Consider the following 18,846-nt stretch of genomic DNA (forward strand, 5'->3'; position numbering starts at 1 on the left):
CTAGCCACCAGCCGTGAGGCTCAGTTGACCTACTGCTAGGCCCGTAATGCAGCGAAGCGCGATGTTTGATGACCTCTATTTAAAGAAGAATGACGTCATCATGAAACGTATGTTAATTAATGCAACTCAATCAGAAGAGTTGCGTGTTGCCCTTGTTGATGGGCAACAACTGTATGATCTAGATATTGAAAGTCCAGGTCATGAGCAAAAAAAATCAAACATTTACAAAGGTAAAATTACCCGCGTAGAACCGTCTTTAGAAGCCGCTTTCGTTGACTACGGTGCTGATCGTCACGGCTTTTTACCACTGAAAGAAATCGCCAGAGAATATTTCCCGAAAGGATATTCGTTCCAAGGTCGCCCAAATATCAAAGAAGTGGTCAGTGAAGGACAGGAAGTTATTGTCCAAATTGACAAAGAAGAACGCGGCAATAAAGGCGCAGCCTTAACGACCTTCATCAGCCTTGCAGGCTCTTACTTAGTATTAATGCCAAACAACCCACGTGCAGGCGGGATTTCTCGTCGCATCGAAGGTGATGAGCGTACTGAGTTAAAAGAAGCAATGGCCGATTTAGAAGTGCCAGCGGGCATGGGGCTTATCGTTCGTACTGCCGGTGTAGGCAAAGAATCAGCCGAATTAAAGTGGGACTTAAAAGTTCTGCAACACCACTGGGCTGCTATCACCGAAGCTTCACAAGTTAAAGGCGCTCCTTTCTTAATTCATCAAGAAAGCAACGTGATTGTGCGCGCTATTCGTGACTATTTACGTCGTGATGTAGGCGAGATCCTCATCGACCACCCACGTATTTACGAAGAAGCTAAGCAACATATCGCCTTAGTTCGCCCAGATTTCGTCGAGCGCGTAAAACTTTACGAAGCCGAAGTGCCATTATTTACTCACTTCCAAATTGAATCGCAAATCGAATCAGCCTTCCAACGCGAAGTACGTCTGCCATCTGGTGGGTCGATTGTTATCGACCCAACGGAAGCCTTAACCTCAATCGATATCAACTCTGCCCGTGCCACTAAAGGCGGCGATATTGAAGAGACTGCACTTAACACTAACCTTGAAGCCGCCGATGAAATTGCCCGTCAATTACGTCTACGTGACTTAGGTGGATTAGTGGTGATCGACTTTATCGATATGACGCCTGTGCGCCATCAACGTGAAGTTGAAAACCGTTTACGTGATGCTGTGCACCACGACCGCGCCCGTGTGCAGCTAGGTCGCATCTCGCGTTTCGGTTTGATGGAAATGTCGCGTCAACGTCTGCGTCCATCCTTAGAAGAATCCGCTGCGCACATCTGCCCTCGCTGTCACGGTCAAGGGACGATTCGCAGTACAGAGTCTTTAGCACTGTCGATTTTACGTTTGATGGAAGAAGAAGCCATCAAAGAAAACACCTCGCAAATCGAAGCCATTGTGCCTGTCGATGTGGCGGCATTCTTGTTAAACGAGAAACGCAAAGCCATTCGCATCACAGAGCAACGTCACGATGTCGAAGTATATGTGATACCTGATGCGCACATGATGACGCCAGATTATCGCGTGATCCGTCACCGTAGTGATGATGAAATCAGCGAATCGAGCTATAAGCGTATCGAACAGCCTGAAGCTAAATTGTATGAGCCACGTAAACTGGAACGTACCGCAGCGCCTATTCCGGCATTAAAAGGGTTTGCCGCGCCACAGAAAGTGGAACAAGCCCCATCACCAACGGTGAAAGTTGAAGCGCCACAACCAGGCTTCTTCAGCAAGCTTGTGAGTGCAATCAGTGCCATGTTTGCACCAAGCGAAAAAGCAGAACCCGTAAAAGTTGTTGAAACTAAAACAACCGATACCAGTGCAGCTAACGCTAACCGCCGTAACCGTCGCAACGATACTCGCCGCCCACGTAATGCCCAAGATGCCGACAAAGCAAAAGAAGGCACTCGTGAGCCACGCAGCCGTAATTCGAAAAAACCGGCCGATGCAGCGGTAAATACAAGCGCTCAAGAACGTCCTGTTCGTGAGAAAGAAGAAACTAAACGTCCAGCGCGATCCGAACCTAAGCCACGTGTACAAGCACCAAAAGACGTGGTTGCTGACGTAGAAGCCGATGCACCTAAGCAAGAAGTCGCCCGTGAACGTCGTCAACGTCGTAACATGCGCCGTAAGGTGCGTATCGATAATGGCCATAACACGCCAGATAATGCTATTCCAATTGCACCAGAAGATGCCGCTGAAGTATTAGCTGAGATTGCTGCCGTTAACGCCGCGGCAGCGAGCACTATCAGTGTTGACACTAAAACTGAAGTTGCCCAAGCACCAACTGAAACAAAAGCACCAAGAACACGTCGTCAGCCTCGTAAAGAAACGGCACCTGTTCAAGAAGCAGCAGAAAATATTGCAGTAGAAGAAAAAGCAGTAATGTCTACAGAAACTGAAGCCCCAGCAGTTGAGCCAGTGAAAACAGCTGAACAAACTGAAGTGGTTACAGCTGATGTTGTAGCACCTATGGATGCGATATCGCAAGATAACGACACAATTGATGCTGAAAGCGAAACTGCTGATGATCAAGCAAAACGCGAGCAAAGAGATGGTCAACGTCGTAGCCGTCGTAGCCCGCGTCACCTTCGTGCAGCGGGTCAACGCCGTCGTCGCGACGAAGATGACCAAGGTACATCAACGCCAGCGCAATTCATTCCTAACGATGAATTGGGTGCTGACCAAGAGTATCCAAGCGAAGTCGCCAGTGTCCGTGTAGAAGCGCCAGTTGTTGCAACTAAAACAGATGCAGTGACTGAAACTCAAGTAACTGCTAAGTCCGTTGAAGTAGAAACAGCACAAGCTAGCGAAGCACCTGTTGTTGAAGCTCCTGCAGTCGTTAAAGCTGAAGCGAAAGTTGAAACGCCAGCAAGTGACGTTGCATCAGTCGAAACTCAGCAAGTTGAGACTAAAGCCACTGAAGCGGATGCGCCAAAAACGGTTGAAGTGAAAATTGACGTTGCACCAGTCGTTGAAGCTCCAGTAGCCAGCGTTGCAGTAGAAACTGAAGTGGTTAATGCCCCTGTAGTTGAAAGCCCTGCGGTTACACCAGCTGCGCCAAAAGTTGAAGCGGCTAAAGTTGAAGTGGCTAAGACTGAAACTGCTGTAGAACCAAGCGTTGCACCAAGTGTTGAAGTTAAAGAAGCGATTAAAGCTGCAGCCTCTGCTCCAATGGCAAAACCTGCTGCTATTGCTAAGCCTCAAGCAACAGTGCAAGTGGCCCCAACGACAGTGAATCCGCAAATCACTGACGCCCTTGTAGTCAACAAGCCGAAAGCCGCAAGCCGTTTTGGTTCTATGGTGTCTTCGGATATGACCAAGCCTGTAGTTGAAGTGAGAGAGCAAGTGGCAGTGCCTAAAGGACGCGAGTATGAAAATACTGCAACCGAAGAGTCTACCGCCAAAATTAAACTCACTAACGGTGCTGAGTCGGATATGGCTCGTCCATAACCACTTTAGTTAGTCAGAAAAGCCATGCGATTGCATGGCTTTTTTATTTCTATCGTAAAACTCACACTATATTTAAGGTTTAGCTCAATCCATTTTTTTGTTAGTATTCGCGCCTTATTTTTATCCACACAACAACTTAATAACAGAGGTTCAATGTTTGATCTCATTCGCCACAAAACGTCTAGCCATAAAGCCGATGTGCTTTCAGGGCTAACAGTTGCACTTGCGCTTATTCCTGAAGCGGTCGCATTTGCCTTTGTCGCCCATGTAGAGCCTATGGTTGGACTTTATGCCGCCTTTATTATGGGGCTAATAACGGCACTGATTGGTGGCCGTCCTGGAATGATTTCGGGTGCAACGGGCGCTATGGCCGTTGTCATGGTGTCTTTGGTCGTTGAGCACGGTGTCCAATATTTATTTGCTGCCGTGGTCTTAGCGGGACTTATCCAGATCTCTGCTGGCGTGTGTAAACTCGGTAAATTCATTCGCATAGTGCCCTATCCCGTCATGATTGGCTTTGTGAATGGTCTAGCGATTGTAATTTTCCTCGCCCAGTTAGGTCAGTTTAAAGTTAAGGATGCCAGCGGAAATCTAGTCTGGCTGCCCCAAGAACCATTAATGTTGATGTTAGGTTTAGTGGCTCTGACGATGGCCATTATTTATTTTCTGCCTAAGATCACCACAGCAGTCCCTTCATCATTAGCCGCAATCCTCACTGTGACGACACTGGTCGTAGGACTCGATCTGGATACTCGTAACGTACTCGATTTCCTCAAAACCATGAGTGGTAACGACAATGCGACCATAGCAGGTTCATTACCTAGCTTTGCGATTCCCTCTGTGCCTTTTAATCTTGAAACCTTATATATCATACTGCCCTATTCCTGCATCTTGGCGGCAGTCGGTCTTATCGAATCTCTGCTAACGCTGACTGTGATAGATGAGATGACCAATACCCGTGGCCGCAGCAACAAAGAATGCGTCGGCCAAGGCCTTGGAAACATCACCAGCGGTTTCTTCGGTGCTATGGGTGGTTGTGCCATGATAGGTCAATCTATGATTAACATTAACTCGGGTGGACGCGGCCGATTATCAGGAATTACAGCTGCAGTTGCACTGCTTGCCTTTATCTTATTTGGCGCTTCATTTATTGAGATTATTCCCCTTGCGGCGCTGGTTGGAGTGATGTTTATCGTTGTGCTCGGCACCTTTGAATGGGCAAGCTTTAAGTTTATGGGCAAGGTCCCGAAACACGATGCCTTCGTTATCGTGCTAGTGACAACGGTAACCGTATTTACCGATCTAGCATTTGCGGTATTTGTCGGTGTCATCGTTTCAGCCTTAGTCTTTGCCTGGGAACATGCCAAGCATATCAATGTGACTGAAGAGCAGAACAATCAAGGCTGGAAAGTCTACAAACTCAATGGTCCATTGTTTTTCGGCTCAATCGCAAACTTCCTCGAATTATTTGATCCAGCAAAAGATCCTCAAGATGTGGTTATCGACTTTAAGAACTCTCGAGTTGCCGATCACTCCGCATTAGAAGCAATAGACACGCTCGCTGAGCGTTATGGCAATGCTGGTAAGAAGTTACACTTGATCCACTTGAGCGCTGACTGTAAAGCCCTACTGCATAAAGCGGGTGATCTCATCGAAGTGAATCAACTCGATGATCCTCACTATAAAGTGGCCGATGATAAGCTAGATTCATAATCTAAGTTTCAACAATAAGTGCTAGCTTAAATATGAAATACCAAAGCCTGAATCGCAATGTTCAGGCTTTTTTATTACCATTAATCATTTAACGGTAAAGCTGATTTATATCAATAAGTAACTCCTCATCCCCTCAGTTCTAACACGTCTAAACTTAGTCATGACGAGATTTATAGTTTTGCATTCACCTATGCAGACCTACACCAACAGACTCCAAAGCAGTCATAATGCCTCTGCTAATCCATGCAACGAGAATATGATGGGATAAATGCGTTATCGGCCTAGAATTGAGGTTACGCTTACACTAAATACAGTATCGAGAATACAGTATCGAGAGGTGTAATAGTGTTTAATACAACTGATGCAAACATGGAGGATGAATCGAAAGAGCTTTATTGAAGTTTAACTCTCTAGAAATGATGTGTCTTAGAGATAAAGAGAAAATCTGAAAGTAGGTGCTAACAACTATTACGATAGCTAAGAAGCCAATTGAGCAACCTAAGCTCATTAATCTAGCGGCTATTTATATAACTTTTAACGGAGAAGACTACACAATCCAGAAGACCAGAAAACCAGAAAACCAGAAAACCTACAAAAAAATGTTAAATTTCACACAAACAAAAAGAGCCATGGAATAAACCATAGCCCTTTAATCCATTGCTATCAGCTCTAGGCTAACAGCACTGAAAATTAACCAATGATAGTTACGTTTTCAGCTTGTGGACCTTTTTGACCTTGAGTCACAGTGAAAGACACTTTTTGGCCTTCATCAAGAGTTTTGAAACCGTCAGAGTTGATCGCACGGAAATGTACGAATACGTCTGGACCAGATTCTTGCTCAATGAATCCGAAACCTTTGTCAGAGTTGAACCACTTAACAACACCAGTAACTTGAGACATGATATAAATCCTGTAAATAAAAAATTAAAGCCTTAACGGCGGTGGAGCTGGAAAATGCCGGTATTACTTATGTTTACAGGACGAACTGGTCGTATTGAACACATAAATATAAGCCCAACCTTCAAGCTGATAAGACTATAAACCATTCTAAAGATAAGTCAACACACTGCGACACTTTGGATTATTTATTTTGCCTAAATCTACTTTGCGGTTTTGCAACCGGCTAGCAGAACATTCAGTTCATGCTGCTTAGCATTTACAGTTAAACATTTTAAATAATTTATTTCAATAGCTTAATCTATTCACTTATCTTGAAATGCGATGCACTTCAATTTGGAAATCCAATTCACAGCTTAGTCCTTGCAGAGCAAATGCTTGCTTTTGCGCATCGGTAAACTTCCAAGCGTAAGGCGTCATTTCTAAAAAATGAGCAATGTGATCACTTTTTGTCAGTTCAAGCTGAGAAATTAAGCGTTCCTGATGCAGGCACTCAAAACCAGCAATATACGCAGCAGATACAGGATGCAATCTAGGTTCTGCATATATTTGTTGCTTCAAAGCGAAGTGATGCGAAGGTCCGGGAGAGACTGTGATCAAAACGCCACCATCGGCCATAATGCGTTGTAACTCTTCAACTTTGGAAGGGGCATAAATGCGAATGGCAAGATCGACACTTTGAGAGGCGATGGGCATCTCATAGGCACTTGCCACACAAAATGCTAAATTGGGGTAGCGTTTAGCCGCATATTTAATTGCTGACTTAGAAATATCTATGCCTTGTAAATCACAATCATGGTGCTGACTCAACACATTGAATAAACGCTGGCTGTAGTACCCTTCCCCACAGCCTATATCAAGGATCTGTTTTGCATCAGCACCAAACTCGATCGCGAGTTCATTCACTTTATCACTCAAGCCTTGATAATACCCTTCGTTTAAAAATTCACGCCGAGCAAACATCATCTGCTTGTTATCACCAGGATCTTTTGAGTTTTTCTTCTGTACGGGCAATAAGTTGACATAACCCTCTTTAGCCATGTCAAACTTATGTTGCTGTGGACAACCCCAAGTGCGGTCCGTTAACGTCAGCGGCGCGGAACACAGGGGACATAAATAGTGCATAGTGGACTCTTAACTTTAACTAACTTTGGGCAAGAAAGGTTTACGTTTCGTCTTCCATTAATCGGTCAACCATCTGGATCAGTTCTGGTGGCGCAAGTAACTCATAACACTCTAATTTTCTTAATAACTTGTCTGTGTTATCAGCATCATTAGCGGCGCGACTATAATTGGGACGCTCAAACATATGGGTATAGGTTCTAAATAACCACTGTTGTTTCTGAAGTAACAAGGGATCGAGCCTTAATACCTCGTCGGCAAGGCTAGCCTGACATTGACCAAGCTCCCCACGTAAAAAAGCTTGTAATTCTAACCTAACTTGCTCAATTTCGGTCATGTAAATGGCGAGGGATTCAGATGATGCGGCATAATCGTATTGCCTTGCTAACAGAGCTTTAGCGACCATTAGCGCTTTAGGTTCATGCAAAACACGTAAATCGGCTTCTAAAGGCACTAACTCAAACTTTGAATCCGCTTGTAAAGCAAACGTTAAGCAATTATCTACGACTGAATTATCTTCATCTAAACCATTAGTCATGTCTAAGGTAAAAGATACGCCCCGTCTCAATTCTGCCGCGCAAAATTTTGCAGCAGTGCCCATTCGCGTATAGAGCCGAAAACCTTGCCCAAGACTTCGAGTGATCGGTGTATTAAAGGCCTGTGCAGTTTGCGGTAACGATTCAACTTTAAGACCCATAAACGGTTGAAAACGAATCGCAATATTTTGTGGGATTCCAGCTTCAGCAATAACGATAACCTCTAGTAAAGGCGCACTGAACGCCTGTAACACAATAAAATCACTGATATCGTCGGGTAACCGCAACGTGAGTATCGACGCCTTTTCGGCATCAAGCACCATAGGCTCATTTAAAAATTGATGATACATAAGACATTATTCCCCTGTTCAGCCGCGATTGTACCTTTGAATCTGAATGAAGATCACCAATTAAGTCTTTATATTCTCAAGATAATGACTTAATTACCTTAATGGTGTAAATGTTCATTCGGGGAGTTTCGGTGTTAAGATGTTATTATTCGATAAACTGTCATTTGAATTTAATTATGTCTAATCATTCCCAGCCAAGCATATTTTTGCACGACTACAAAACTAAAACCACTTAACCATTGATTAATAATACAAAAACCAATGTACACACTCCAGTCATGTACACCCATATGTACACTCTTAGTTTAATAAACTTCCAAATTAACTGTTCTGAAACAACAAGATTACGTATAACCTCAATATTCTTTCATGTTAAATCTGTTTTCTCCCAACATTTTTGATTCTCATTTGCAGTCGATATGTGTCATTTCAGATGCAGCTATTTCGATGTTTTATTAACCAAAAACACAAACCGAGCACAATGGGTAATTGACAATATAAACCTGAGAATAAACAGACCGCATTCTACCCAGAGTTCCAATACATAGAAATATAGTGCAGCGTATATTACCCGCTCAATATCATACTAGTGGCCCTTAGCTTTTGTTATCAAATCTGACATAACTTCTGCAGAGGCGGCACAATATAACTACTAGAAAATCAACGTGATGGATCATGAGTCTGTAATGTCATACGATACCCCACTCCACTGTCCTGCATTTGGAACTCAGCAAGTTTAGTGTCGAGTCATCCGGCAAGTGTTACTCTTTTGCCTTTTGATTTGTCAACGCATGCCATTTCAAAAATCTATAAATTTACGAGTTAACAAATAGCAGCTCAGCTAGATCGGTCTCTTTAAATCCATACCCCCAGTTGCCTCAAAATAGCAGCTAGAATATTTGCTTATCCTAGTTGGTGGAATGCTCACATATCGTAAATATTTAATGAGTATAATTTATACAAGTCATTAGTTTTTTCGCCGTTCAGACCAATTAAGCTATAGTCTATTTGAGGATGTAGTAAATAGGTTTCTGAACATGGACATGAGTTTCTTATGTATAACTTACAAATAGTTAGAATTTTTTTGAGTGTTATTCTCTTGATGGGCTTAACAAGTATCCCCATCACTTATGCTAACGATCAGTTCATAATCAATCGTTCAGAATCTAATCATGATGATCGATACAAATATACGTATGACCTTTTACAACTTGTTATTGATGCAACCAAAGCCGATTTTGGCCAAGCATCATTGGAGGTTTCCGATGTCATTATGAGCAGAAATCGCATATTAAGAGAATTGCAAGATGGTCAAAATATTAATGTCATAGCTGAAGCCTCAAGTTTAGAGTGGAATACAAAGCTTATACCAATAAAAATCCCCATACGTAAGGGAATTCAAGGATTTAGAGTTTTCATTATTCAGAAGGAAAATGTGAAATCGTTGGCTCAAATCACCTCTATTATGCAGTTAACTTCTCTTAAAACAGGCTCAGGTAGTCAATGGTCAACTAAAGTTGCCATGCAACAGGCTGGATTTGAGGTCATTGAAAGCGTTCAATATGATAGTTTATTTAACATGCTATCAAAGGGAAGATTTGTTACATTTGGCCGTGGAGTGAATGAAGCTTATCAAGAACTTAAGCAGTTCAATCTACAGTATCCAAATCTAGTGATTGATGAAAACATTTTGCTGCATATCCCTCTTGCGACCTATTTTTATGTTTCACCTAATAAGCCTCACTTAGCCCAGAGAATAGAAGTCGGTCTTCGAAGAATAATCAACAATGGTGAGTTTGAAAAATTATTTTACAAACGTCATTGTGATTTTTTGATAAAAAGCAAAATGAATCAAAGGTTAATATTTAAAATTGACAATCCTCTTATCTCCGAAGCTGAGATGACTTCAATTGTAGGTAAAGATTTTCTACTCAATCCTAAGGATGACTTTTCCATTTTGTGTAAAAAAATCACTGATAATGACGTCTGAAATTTTGAATAGCACTGCAAACGCCTACCAATTAGGTGTCGATTTAGGCCGTTTTAACCACCGTCAAAAAACAAATGTGCTGCATCTGCTTCAATGGTAAAAACATCTGACTTCGGTGAAGAATTTGGGTTGTTCAGTGCAATGACAAATAGATTGTCTGCGCCGTCTAACATCGCCAGCTTTGCTGCGCGGCCTTGTTAGTCCTGCAAGCCTAAGTAAATACACCAAAATTATTTAATGAAGTAACCAACTGGAAGCCACTGCCCACTAGTTTTACTAAGTGTTAATGTTTCAGTTGCTGACTTTTTATTTTCAAATTCGGTTTGAAATTGAATAACTAAGTATTCACCTTCTGGGGCACCAGGAAGCGATGAATATTCTTTAGCGCCTAATTCTGAGCGTAATTCAACTTTACCTAATGGAGTTCGGACGCCTTTAAGTGCTGTGTCCCACTTGGTTTGTGACAATTGTGATTTAAAGAATGAATCAGATTTTTGCCAACTTTCAGTGTAATTACCCGCATCAACGATTTTAAGCCACTCTTTTGCTGCAGTTGAACCAGAAGATTCATTAGCCGAAACAAGAGAAGAAATACACAGTGTTAAGATAAATATTAGTTTTTTCATAATAATTCCTTTTATTCTAAAGTCTAATTATATTGCCATACTTTAAATACAGCTAACACTCGCATTTGCTGCTGGTTTGAAGCACAACGAAAACCAGTACGACACCATGCGCTTATTAGCGTTTTTTTGCATAGGTGGTAACCCACACTTTGCTTGCTTCAAGAATGCCTTGGTTGATTTGATCAACCGTACAGTAATCTTCGTAGTACCAACCGTACATTTGATGTATGCCTAGATTATCCCCGAGATAGTCTTTTGTTTTGCTGTAATAATCATAATTATCAATTTCTTCGAGTAACGTTTTAAACTGTACACGGGGTATTACTGTGCCCGAAGCAATTAATAGTACATGGTGCTCAACTAGCTCTCTTGCAGCCTCTTCTATGGTCGGAATTAATACATCTATTTCTTTTAGGTATTTTTCGAATAGCGTTGAAATACATCCCCATCCCTTTGGATCGCAATCTAATATTTCAAGAAAGACATCTGACCAAATGCCTTTATCTAATTGAGAATTAACATGCTCAATGATGTCTTTGGTGTGCAGTATTCCTGCTGCATATTTAATTGCCAAAAATTCTTCTTGGGTGCTCATGGTTTGTGGCACTAATGTCTTAGTATTTATGCACAGCGCTGTTTGAAGGGCATAAATCGCTCGTTGGACTTGGCCGCTGCCACATCCGTGTAAATGGGTATGAATGATGCTATCGGAATTTGCTTTTTTGCGGTAGCAGTTTTTATACAATTTGGTAGGTAATCACTTGATATTGTTTTAGCTTTCTCATTTTTCACTCTCACTTTCGACTGATTATCGACCTTGGTTGGCAGCATTGGGGCCCCACATTCAGGCTGTCACTCACCCCCTCATCAGCTTAACCCCATAAGGTTGGCTGCTTCTCGCTGTCGGTCATACGCTTCGACTTGAGAGAGTGGTTATCCTAACATTAGTACTGGCTGACTTTGGCAGTTAATCATCACTAATCCTTGCGCTCTTTCAGACCAAAATACTGCAGATGGTCCAACTGGTATTGCAGGCAAAACCACGAACAGTCTTCCTTAACCAAAGGACTCGCCAATACCACCTGCGGCTTATGTAATTGCAACTTGATTTGCGTGAGCTTTTTACGGCGGCAAGCATTGGCTACGTACTGCGTAAAATCACAGTCATTGCATGCAGTACTAACCGGTTAGCAAATTCTGAATGATTTAGTTATTAGTTAAGTGATTTTAGGATAAAGCTAGAACGAGATGATATGCCTAGGTGGTGGCACTCAGATGTATTCAAACTAAAGGTAGGTTTCTCCCCTCACAGTTCTCCGCTTTATAGTGACTCGCTTACCCATAGAGGCAAAATATCGGCCCATTCAACAAAGATCAAAGGATCACAAAATCGATCTATTGAAGTTGGTATATCCGAGCACACCAATTTTTTGAGGTTCTGAGAAAACAAGGAAAATAATCAATTATAATCAACACTATAGATAGCGTTCAAAATTATGAACGCCCCCTAAAAACCCGTTAATAAAACAACAACCAAGCCCTCTAAAATCCTCATATGTAGTGAAGCACTGCGTGTCGCCGCCCCCGCAATCAATCGCGCCGGAAGGACCCGCGATGATAATGGTTCGCATCTGTAGCGAGTTGAGAGTGATTCTCATCATCAAAAGTGTCGCGTTCGGCTTCAATCAAACCGTGAGCATAGACGAGACACAAAATCCGCCCATCAGAAAGTCTAAATTCCTCATAATTGCACATGATCATCGCTCCCTTTCTATCCATGCATGATGACTAATATAGGTAAAGTGGCACTCGGTTAAAATGAGCCGAGGCCTAGACAGCAGCTATTCACCTAAAACCGTCTAAAACCTTGGCTTTTACCCTCTTCACCCTATCGCTAACAATTAACACTAAAGCAACAAATGCGCGCTATTGCATCCTCCACTAGGGTTGATGCAATGACTCGTCTGTAGCCTTACTGCTGCATGGGCTAGAGTGCTCCCAACTTTTTGAGGCTATCTAGGGATTATCTAGGCCGCATCGAAAAACGGTTGAACCATATTGGTGCAACACACTGAACAACACCCATTAAATAGAAACATATCAATAACAATTTAGGTTAAGGCAGCATGAGCCTAAAAACGCGTTCAATCACCCAAAAACAGTGTGCAGATCATCCCAGTTCGCCAGCTTTCGATGACTAAAAACAGGGAGCGGATAACGCCTTCGCAGGATGAGGCCGCGACCGAAACCGTGAGCCGAATAGGAGGTTCCATTTGGGCGCCATCAATTCACCCAAAACAGCAAAAAACCTCACCTTTTGCCCTATCCTTTACGCCCTCAAGTGTTAACACAACAGCAACAAAAGCGAGCCGTTGCATCCTCCTCTAGGGTTGATGCAACGACTAGCCTGTAGCCCTACTGCTGCATGGGTTTGAGTGCTCCCAATTTTTTGAGGCTATCTAGGGATTATCTAGGCCGCACCGAAGAACTGTTAAACCAGAATGGTGTAATATACCTATCTAAAAATAACACACACGTAACAAACAAGACTGAGGAAACGTGCGGTATCCTCCACTCGCCATAGCTGTACAACACGCCTATATCTGCCCTATCAATGCCGGCTGCACCCTCAGACATGAGTAAATGCCTGAACGACTAATACATCTGCAGCTATTAAGCAGCTAACGAACGGAAGCATGCACCTTGATGCCAGGCATCAATACCTATCCGCCCAACTAATCTCCCTGCCTCACAAATACTATTTAGCCAGCGTGAGATCAGCGGACACATCGGCAGGTAAACACAAGGCAGGAACATAGGACCAAGCAGAACAATACGCTTAGATACCGGCCATAATCGACCACTGGCATTAACGTATAGCTATTCAGCGCTCATGATGCGCTTTGGGATTGGATAACACGCCTGCAGGTGAAAAGAGTACAGTTCAAGAACATGCCGCACTAAGCCTGCAACTGGCCATGATGCCATTGTGATTGGGTAATACGTCTGCAGGTGAAGTCGTAGTCCAAGAACAGGCCGAGCTGTAGCGAGGTCCAGCTCCACTGTTTGTGCTCGGAAAATGAAGCTACTTGTTACACGTCACTCTTCAATTTATCCAATTCTTCAGTGTTCAGTATTTTTGGGGTTACACGAGGTAAACCGAAAGAATTAAAAAGAGGAGAGTTTTTATATCTTCCATTGATGCGGTTCGTGACCACGATCCATATAAAGCGAACTAAAACCCCCATAAGTCCACGTTGCTTTGGCTTCGCTTGGCCTAAGGCAGTATCAGTGTTTAAAATTGCAACGTCTGCTCCAAAGTCTTTATCCATTTGCTGCCGGTCTAGGCAGCTGTGAATAAGGCCGATGAATGATGCTTTCCGGCTTGCCATAGTGTTACCAATAGGCGTTCCGCAACATGCGGCATACCAGCGGATCATACCGTTTTCACTGAGTCGTACTGCCGATATAAGATGTTCCCCTTGGTAGAAAAACAGGTGTTGTTGAGACATTTGAACGATCTCAGTTCCGCCTTGTTCATCTAGTACAAAAGGGGCTTTACCAAGAAAATGTGCGAACGCTCTGCAATCCGTGCAATAGCAGATGAGACGATTGGTAGTTCCAATTTTGTTGAGTTGTCCTTTAACAGCACCGCACTTACATTGAATTAGATGCATAGTTATCAACTTTCCTTAGTCAGATTACAAGCAACGCTGTGCTCTTATAACGCCCGCCATCAGCCGAGCGAGGTACAAACGTCGGTTGCATAGCATTGTTATAGCGCAACCGGTTCATCACGCATTTTTTCCCATGTTTGTACCATCAGCTTCTTGGTTGGTCCCCAGCGATACCCCCCCAGCGCACCACTTTGCTGGATAACCCGGTGGCAGGGGATCAGCAAGGCAACTGGATTTGCTCCAATAGCGTTACCAACTGCCCTTGCAGATCGGGGTGCGCCGAGTGTTCTGGCTACTTCGGCATAGCTGACCACAGCGCCGGGTGGTATTTTCAACAAAGCACGCCACACTGCGATCTGAAAATTAGTCCCTGTCACATGGAGCGACAGCGGGCCTTGCACGGAAGCTGTGTCACTGTTAAAAAAAGTATCAATAGCGTGTCGCGTAGATGCCAAGCTTTCTCTGATCGAACTGAGAGGCCAATCGTTATGTAAGTCATCCAGCAACTCCTCCATGCTATTGAAGTCCATGAATGCTGCCCGGCAAACACCACGCAGGGTTACGGCCACAAACATGGGCCCCAATGGGGTCGGATGGACTCCATACTCGATCTGTACGTCCTTACCTCGATTTTTATACTCGCCAGGTGTGACGGCTTCCAGCTGCACAAAGTGATCATGCAACCTTGAACTGCCGCTTAATCCAAGCTCATGTGAGACATCAAGCAAGGAGCGAGAATTATTAAGCAATCCTTTGCCCCGCTCCAATGTCAGGACCTGTAAAAAGCGCTTCGGCGTAGTACCTGCCCAACGACAAAACAGCCTTTGAAAGTGATACGGACTCAGATGCACATGGGCGGCTATCTCTTCAAGGCTGGGCTGATCAATTGCCCGCTCAACCAAATAGGCCATGGCGCTTGCGATTCGGTCATAGTCTGACATGGCCCGGCCTCTCAAACACGATTTATAGATACACCGCCATCGACCAGCATTGCAGATCCCGTGGTGAAGCTGGAGGCATCGGAGGCAAGGTACAAGGCAGATTGGGCAATTTCATCTGGTGTCGCCATACGCTTAAGAGCATGCAGATTATGCACAAATGCCAATGCTTCTGGCGTATTGGCAAACTCACGTCCTGCCGGCGTATCAGTCCCTCCGGGCAAAAGGGCATTGACCCGGATGTTCTGAGGTCCGTGCTCGGATGCCAGCACCTGAGTCAGTCCAATCAATCCCGCCTTACTGGCTGCGTAGGCTGCCATGCCTGGCATACCTGCCGTGTAACCAACGAAAGTAGAGGTGAAAATTAACGAACCTCCTTTTCGGGCAGCCATGGCGGGAAGCTGGTACTTTGCGCCCAAAAATGCGCTGGTTAAGTTGGTCGCAATAACTTGATTCCAGTCCGTGAGCGACATCTCAGGGACAGGGCCCATAGCACCCAGAATGGCAGCATTGTTAAAAGCGATATCCAGGCCACCAAAGTGGCTTACTGCCTTATCTACCAATGCTTTGGCAAAAGCTTCTTCGCTAACATCACCGGCGAGTGCCAGTGCCTGCCCGCCTTCCGTGTTGATTAAGTCCACCAGTTAATCAAGCTCCTTCTGTCGCCTTGCAGCAACCACTACGGCAGCACCTTCTCTGGCAAAAAGCCTCGCGGCTGCGTAGCCAATGCCGGTACTGGCACCGGTAACAATAGCGACTTTGTTGGCAAGTATAGTCATCGTTATTCCTCTAGGATCTGCTTAGTATAAAAGGGCATATGCCCGAACAGATGTCATATTAGAAGGCGAAATGATTACTGCCGACCCGAATCTTGCTGTATTTCAATTGCGCTATAGCGCCTCATTAAAAGGCAAAAATAGTTGATTTAAATAAGCGACACAGGACAAAAACCAACTGTTGTTGTCCTGCTTTAACGACTAGTTAGGTTGCATTTTTCTCATAAATTTGACCATTGCTGTTTTAAACCAATGAAGTGAATAATACCAAAACTTAAACAAATCAATGAACTCCACATCCAAAACTCAGGAGAACGCCCCATAGGAGAGCTGACTAAAAAGAAACCGGCAACACCGCGAAGTAAATAAATAAAAGTGATGAGAATAAGAGCTAAACGAAGTAAAGGTAAACGAACAATTACACCTGCCGCAGAAAATGCGTAAATCGACCAAATAGAGAGAACAAGAACAATACCACTGGTAATTAATGTAGGTTGAATACTACCGAGCTCAGCAAGTAAAGCCATTTGTTCACCCGCACCAAAAAAACGATACCAAGGAGCGCCAAAATAAATACAACCTATATGAAGAATGGCTACAACGGCACTTAATGCACCTGCAATAATTAAGAATACATTCATACTGCGACAGAACCTCCGTGTTAACTAACGCCCCAAGCAGGGCAACTTTTAAGCCGGCTAAAATAAGGAGCGAAGCGACAGGACCAGCTTAAAATTCAACTTCCTCGATAACAAATTGCCCTGTTGATTCGACCCAACTTCCTTCTGGAACATCTAATTGATAGTTACCTAATTCATTGTCAGATATGACAGGAAGCAACGAATTAACCATAAATAATTTTTCGTTATCTTCGTCTAGTTTGAAGCCGCCGTATGTGCCAACAACACTCGTTGCTATAGATTTAGTTTGTTTATCCGTTAACTGCCAGTTAGCGTGCCAATATCTTAGGTCGGCATCTTTCAATTTATTTAGAGGAAAACAACTTTTAAACCAATCAATACTACCAATGAAATAGCAGACAATAGTTAGATCAAAATCAGGGAAGTAAACCTCAGCTTCACCTTCATTTTCGCAACTGCATGGTGTGATACTTTTTACGATTACTCGATATTTCATATTGAATGCTAACATCCCGCGCATGCGCGCGAACTTAGGAACGTCACAGGGGGTGAATACCCCGAATGACGCGGATTGTTATCAGTTTCCAAGCATGAACGCACGAAGCTGTCGCTCCTCTCGCATGACAAAGAGGACGAAAACTCGCTGCTCATCCTCACGATAAAAAATGCGACAGGGTGGAATCACTACCTCTCTGTATACCGAATCCGGGAGCTCAGGAGGAATCCGCCCGGATTTGGGGAAATTCTCCAAACGTTCTGTCTTGTCGAAAACTGCCTTCACGAGATCGCTCGCAGCAGCAGGGTTGTCCAAAGCAATATACTCAGCAATGGCATCAAGTTCTTGAAGGGCTGGCTCTGTCCAGATCACTTCAGCCATTTAGTCATCTTATCTCTGGCTTCACTTTGGCTATACGTTCTTCCCTCAAGTACAGCACGCTCTCCACGAGCGAGCCCCTCAAGCAGCGCAAGCCGACGCTGCATGAATTCATAATCTTGAACATCTACAAGGTATGCAGATGGCTGACCATGCTCTGTAATCAATACGGGCTCTTTCGACAAGTGCAGATCTGCCAGAATCTTTGTCGCTTGACGCTTTAGATTCGTAACTAGCTCAACTTTCATAGGTTCACCCTGTTCTAAATTCAAAGTGACACTATAGTATCACTTTGCGAGCAAGGCAATCCCAGCTAACGCCCGCCACAAACGCGAGCAACGTGTTGCGAGTCGAGCCGCGAAGCGGCGTTTTGATGGCGATTGTTAGAGCACGGTCTAATTGCAACGAATATGATGCACCATTAAATACATACCGTGGTCAGCCTCAGCTTTTGGATCTACCATTTCTTGAGCTTCTGACACAGTACATTCTTTACCTATCTTTTTTACAAATTTGTTTGCTAAATCCATGCGGTCACTATTTGAAGAATGCGGGCTAACTGTATTTAACTCGAAAACGCATAGATAGTGCTGCTTTTTATCGTTTAGCCATTGGGGTTCATCAAAGCACGCAAAGCCAGTTCCAGTATCAAAATTTATTTGTTTATTTGAACAGCCTAGTAAAAACAAGCTAATCAAAATTGTTAAGTATCTGCGTGCTTTCATACGAGTACCCTAACGCTTGTAGTACCTGTCCGACAACCTGCACTTGTTATGTGCTTACCAAATTTCAATTGTTGGATTAAATTCACCAGATTTACCTGAATGCGAAGTGCTCATTTTAATTTTTGAGGGCACAAAGCTATTGCCCTTGTACTCTGGATTAACCTGCATGTTGTCGATTAAGCCTTGTTCTACAAAACGAATAAGTGTTTCCGTGATTTGGTCCTTTATTTCTGGGATTCCAGCAGGCACGTAAACAGAGTTTTGAGGAATATCTTCACCTCCAAATTCAGATGGGAATAAAAGTAATTTGAAAAGCTTGCCTTCCTGAACAAGTGCCATCGTCTTTTCGCGAGAATTTACATGAGAGAAATCCAGTCCTGTATCTGCATTTGCTCCACTCATCCCTAATACCCCAAGAATTGTCATTAGTAACTTCTTCATCTGCGCTCCATTTGCACATAAAACCCGCAACAAGCGAGCAACTTGTTGCGAGTCGTTTTTGA

General features: G+C 43.6%; 17 protein-coding genes and 2 pseudogenes. 3 read left to right on the plus strand and 16 right to left on the minus strand.

The genetic code is table 11. The features are described 5' to 3' along the window. The first annotated feature begins 46 nt into the window (after positions 1-46). Together rne and Q4Q57_RS19035 are read left to right on the plus strand one after the other, a co-directional pair. Complete coding sequence (gene rne, locus Q4Q57_RS19030) at positions 47-3,478, plus strand: ribonuclease E (protein WP_311891720.1); 3,432 nt, start codon at positions 47-49, stop codon at positions 3,476-3,478. Between the two features lie 153 nt (positions 3,479-3,631). After that, a complete protein-coding gene (locus tag Q4Q57_RS19035) occupies positions 3,632-5,191 on the plus strand; it encodes a SulP family inorganic anion transporter (RefSeq protein WP_311891721.1) in 1,560 nt (519 codons plus the stop codon). A 690-nt stretch (positions 5,192-5,881) separates the two neighbouring features. Here the strand turns inward: Q4Q57_RS19035 and Q4Q57_RS19040 are convergent. The 3 genes from Q4Q57_RS19040 to Q4Q57_RS19050 all read right to left on the minus strand — a co-directional run bounded on the left by Q4Q57_RS19040 (position 5,882) and on the right by Q4Q57_RS19050 (position 8,096). Further along, complete coding sequence (locus Q4Q57_RS19040) at positions 5,882-6,091, minus strand: cold-shock protein (protein WP_011789734.1); 210 nt, start codon at positions 6,089-6,091, stop codon at positions 5,882-5,884. A 306-nt stretch (positions 6,092-6,397) separates the two neighbouring features. Further along, the gene (gene rlmA / locus Q4Q57_RS19045; protein WP_126492216.1) at positions 6,398-7,213 is read right to left on the minus strand and encodes a 23S rRNA (guanine(745)-N(1))-methyltransferase; all 816 of its coding nucleotides are present in this window, start codon (positions 7,211-7,213) and stop codon (positions 6,398-6,400) included. Positions 7,214-7,253: 40 nt separating this feature from the next. Continuing rightward, positions 7,254-8,096, minus strand: a complete 843-nt coding sequence (locus Q4Q57_RS19050; RefSeq protein ID WP_311891722.1) for a hypothetical protein — start codon at positions 8,094-8,096, stop codon at positions 7,254-7,256. 1,054 nt (positions 8,097-9,150) lie between these two features. Between Q4Q57_RS19050 and Q4Q57_RS19055 the strand changes: the two genes are divergently transcribed. Next, positions 9,151-10,086 carry a hypothetical protein gene (locus Q4Q57_RS19055; protein ID WP_220592676.1) on the plus strand — a complete coding sequence of 312 codons (936 nt, stop codon included), beginning with the start codon at positions 9,151-9,153 and terminating at the stop codon, positions 10,084-10,086. 230 nt (positions 10,087-10,316) lie between these two features. Here Q4Q57_RS19055 and Q4Q57_RS19060 read toward each other — a convergent pair whose 3' ends face one another. The 13 genes and pseudogenes from Q4Q57_RS19060 to Q4Q57_RS19115 all read right to left on the minus strand — a co-directional run. Next, positions 10,317-10,712, minus strand: coding sequence for a DUF4019 domain-containing protein (locus Q4Q57_RS19060; protein ID WP_283629526.1), 396 nt, complete (start codon positions 10,710-10,712; stop codon positions 10,317-10,319). 115 nt (positions 10,713-10,827) lie between these two features. Further along, positions 10,828-11,307: a hypothetical protein gene (locus Q4Q57_RS19065; RefSeq protein ID WP_311891723.1), complete on the minus strand. Its 480-nt coding sequence runs from the start codon at positions 11,305-11,307 to the stop codon at positions 10,828-10,830. 338 nt (positions 11,308-11,645) lie between these two features. After that, positions 11,646-11,860 (minus strand): annotated as a pseudogene (locus Q4Q57_RS22130) (IS91 family transposase); the annotation flags it as partial. Between the two features lie 996 nt (positions 11,861-12,856). Beyond that, complete coding sequence (locus Q4Q57_RS19070) at positions 12,857-12,985, minus strand: hypothetical protein (RefSeq protein WP_259399866.1); 129 nt, start codon at positions 12,983-12,985, stop codon at positions 12,857-12,859. 819 nt (positions 12,986-13,804) lie between these two features. After that, positions 13,805-14,389: a DUF6151 family protein gene (locus tag Q4Q57_RS19075; RefSeq protein ID WP_311891724.1), complete on the minus strand. Its 585-nt coding sequence runs from the start codon at positions 14,387-14,389 to the stop codon at positions 13,805-13,807. 98 nt (positions 14,390-14,487) lie between these two features. Continuing rightward, positions 14,488-15,330: a methylated-DNA--[protein]-cysteine S-methyltransferase gene (locus Q4Q57_RS19080; protein WP_311891725.1), complete on the minus strand. Its 843-nt coding sequence runs from the start codon at positions 15,328-15,330 to the stop codon at positions 14,488-14,490. 11 nt (positions 15,331-15,341) lie between these two features. Then, a pseudogene (locus Q4Q57_RS19085) lies at positions 15,342-16,106 on the minus strand (SDR family oxidoreductase). A 218-nt stretch (positions 16,107-16,324) separates the two neighbouring features. Then, on the minus strand, positions 16,325-16,744 hold the full coding sequence (locus tag Q4Q57_RS19090; RefSeq protein ID WP_311891726.1) for a hypothetical protein: 420 nt from the start codon (positions 16,742-16,744) through the stop codon (positions 16,325-16,327). An 88-nt stretch (positions 16,745-16,832) separates the two neighbouring features. After that, positions 16,833-17,240 carry a hypothetical protein gene (locus Q4Q57_RS19095; RefSeq protein ID WP_311891727.1) on the minus strand — a complete coding sequence of 136 codons (408 nt, stop codon included), beginning with the start codon at positions 17,238-17,240 and terminating at the stop codon, positions 16,833-16,835. An 81-nt stretch (positions 17,241-17,321) separates the two neighbouring features. Beyond that, complete coding sequence (locus tag Q4Q57_RS19100; RefSeq protein WP_220592667.1) at positions 17,322-17,621, minus strand: type II toxin-antitoxin system RelE/ParE family toxin; 300 nt, start codon at positions 17,619-17,621, stop codon at positions 17,322-17,324. Next, positions 17,609-17,866 carry a type II toxin-antitoxin system Phd/YefM family antitoxin gene (locus Q4Q57_RS19105; protein ID WP_220592666.1) on the minus strand — a complete coding sequence of 86 codons (258 nt, stop codon included), beginning with the start codon at positions 17,864-17,866 and terminating at the stop codon, positions 17,609-17,611. The genes Q4Q57_RS19100 and Q4Q57_RS19105 overlap by 13 nt, the downstream gene beginning before the upstream one ends. A 147-nt stretch (positions 17,867-18,013) precedes the next feature. Next, positions 18,014-18,343: a hypothetical protein gene (locus tag Q4Q57_RS19110; protein ID WP_311891728.1), complete on the minus strand. Its 330-nt coding sequence runs from the start codon at positions 18,341-18,343 to the stop codon at positions 18,014-18,016. 54 nt (positions 18,344-18,397) lie between these two features. After that, positions 18,398-18,846 (minus strand): hypothetical protein (locus tag Q4Q57_RS19115; protein WP_311891729.1); only part of this gene is annotated, 449 nt, incomplete at its 5' end.

Source organism: Shewanella sp. SP2S2-6 (genome assembly GCF_031931965.1).
Taxonomy (GTDB): domain Bacteria; phylum Pseudomonadota; class Gammaproteobacteria; order Enterobacterales; family Shewanellaceae; genus Shewanella; species Shewanella baltica.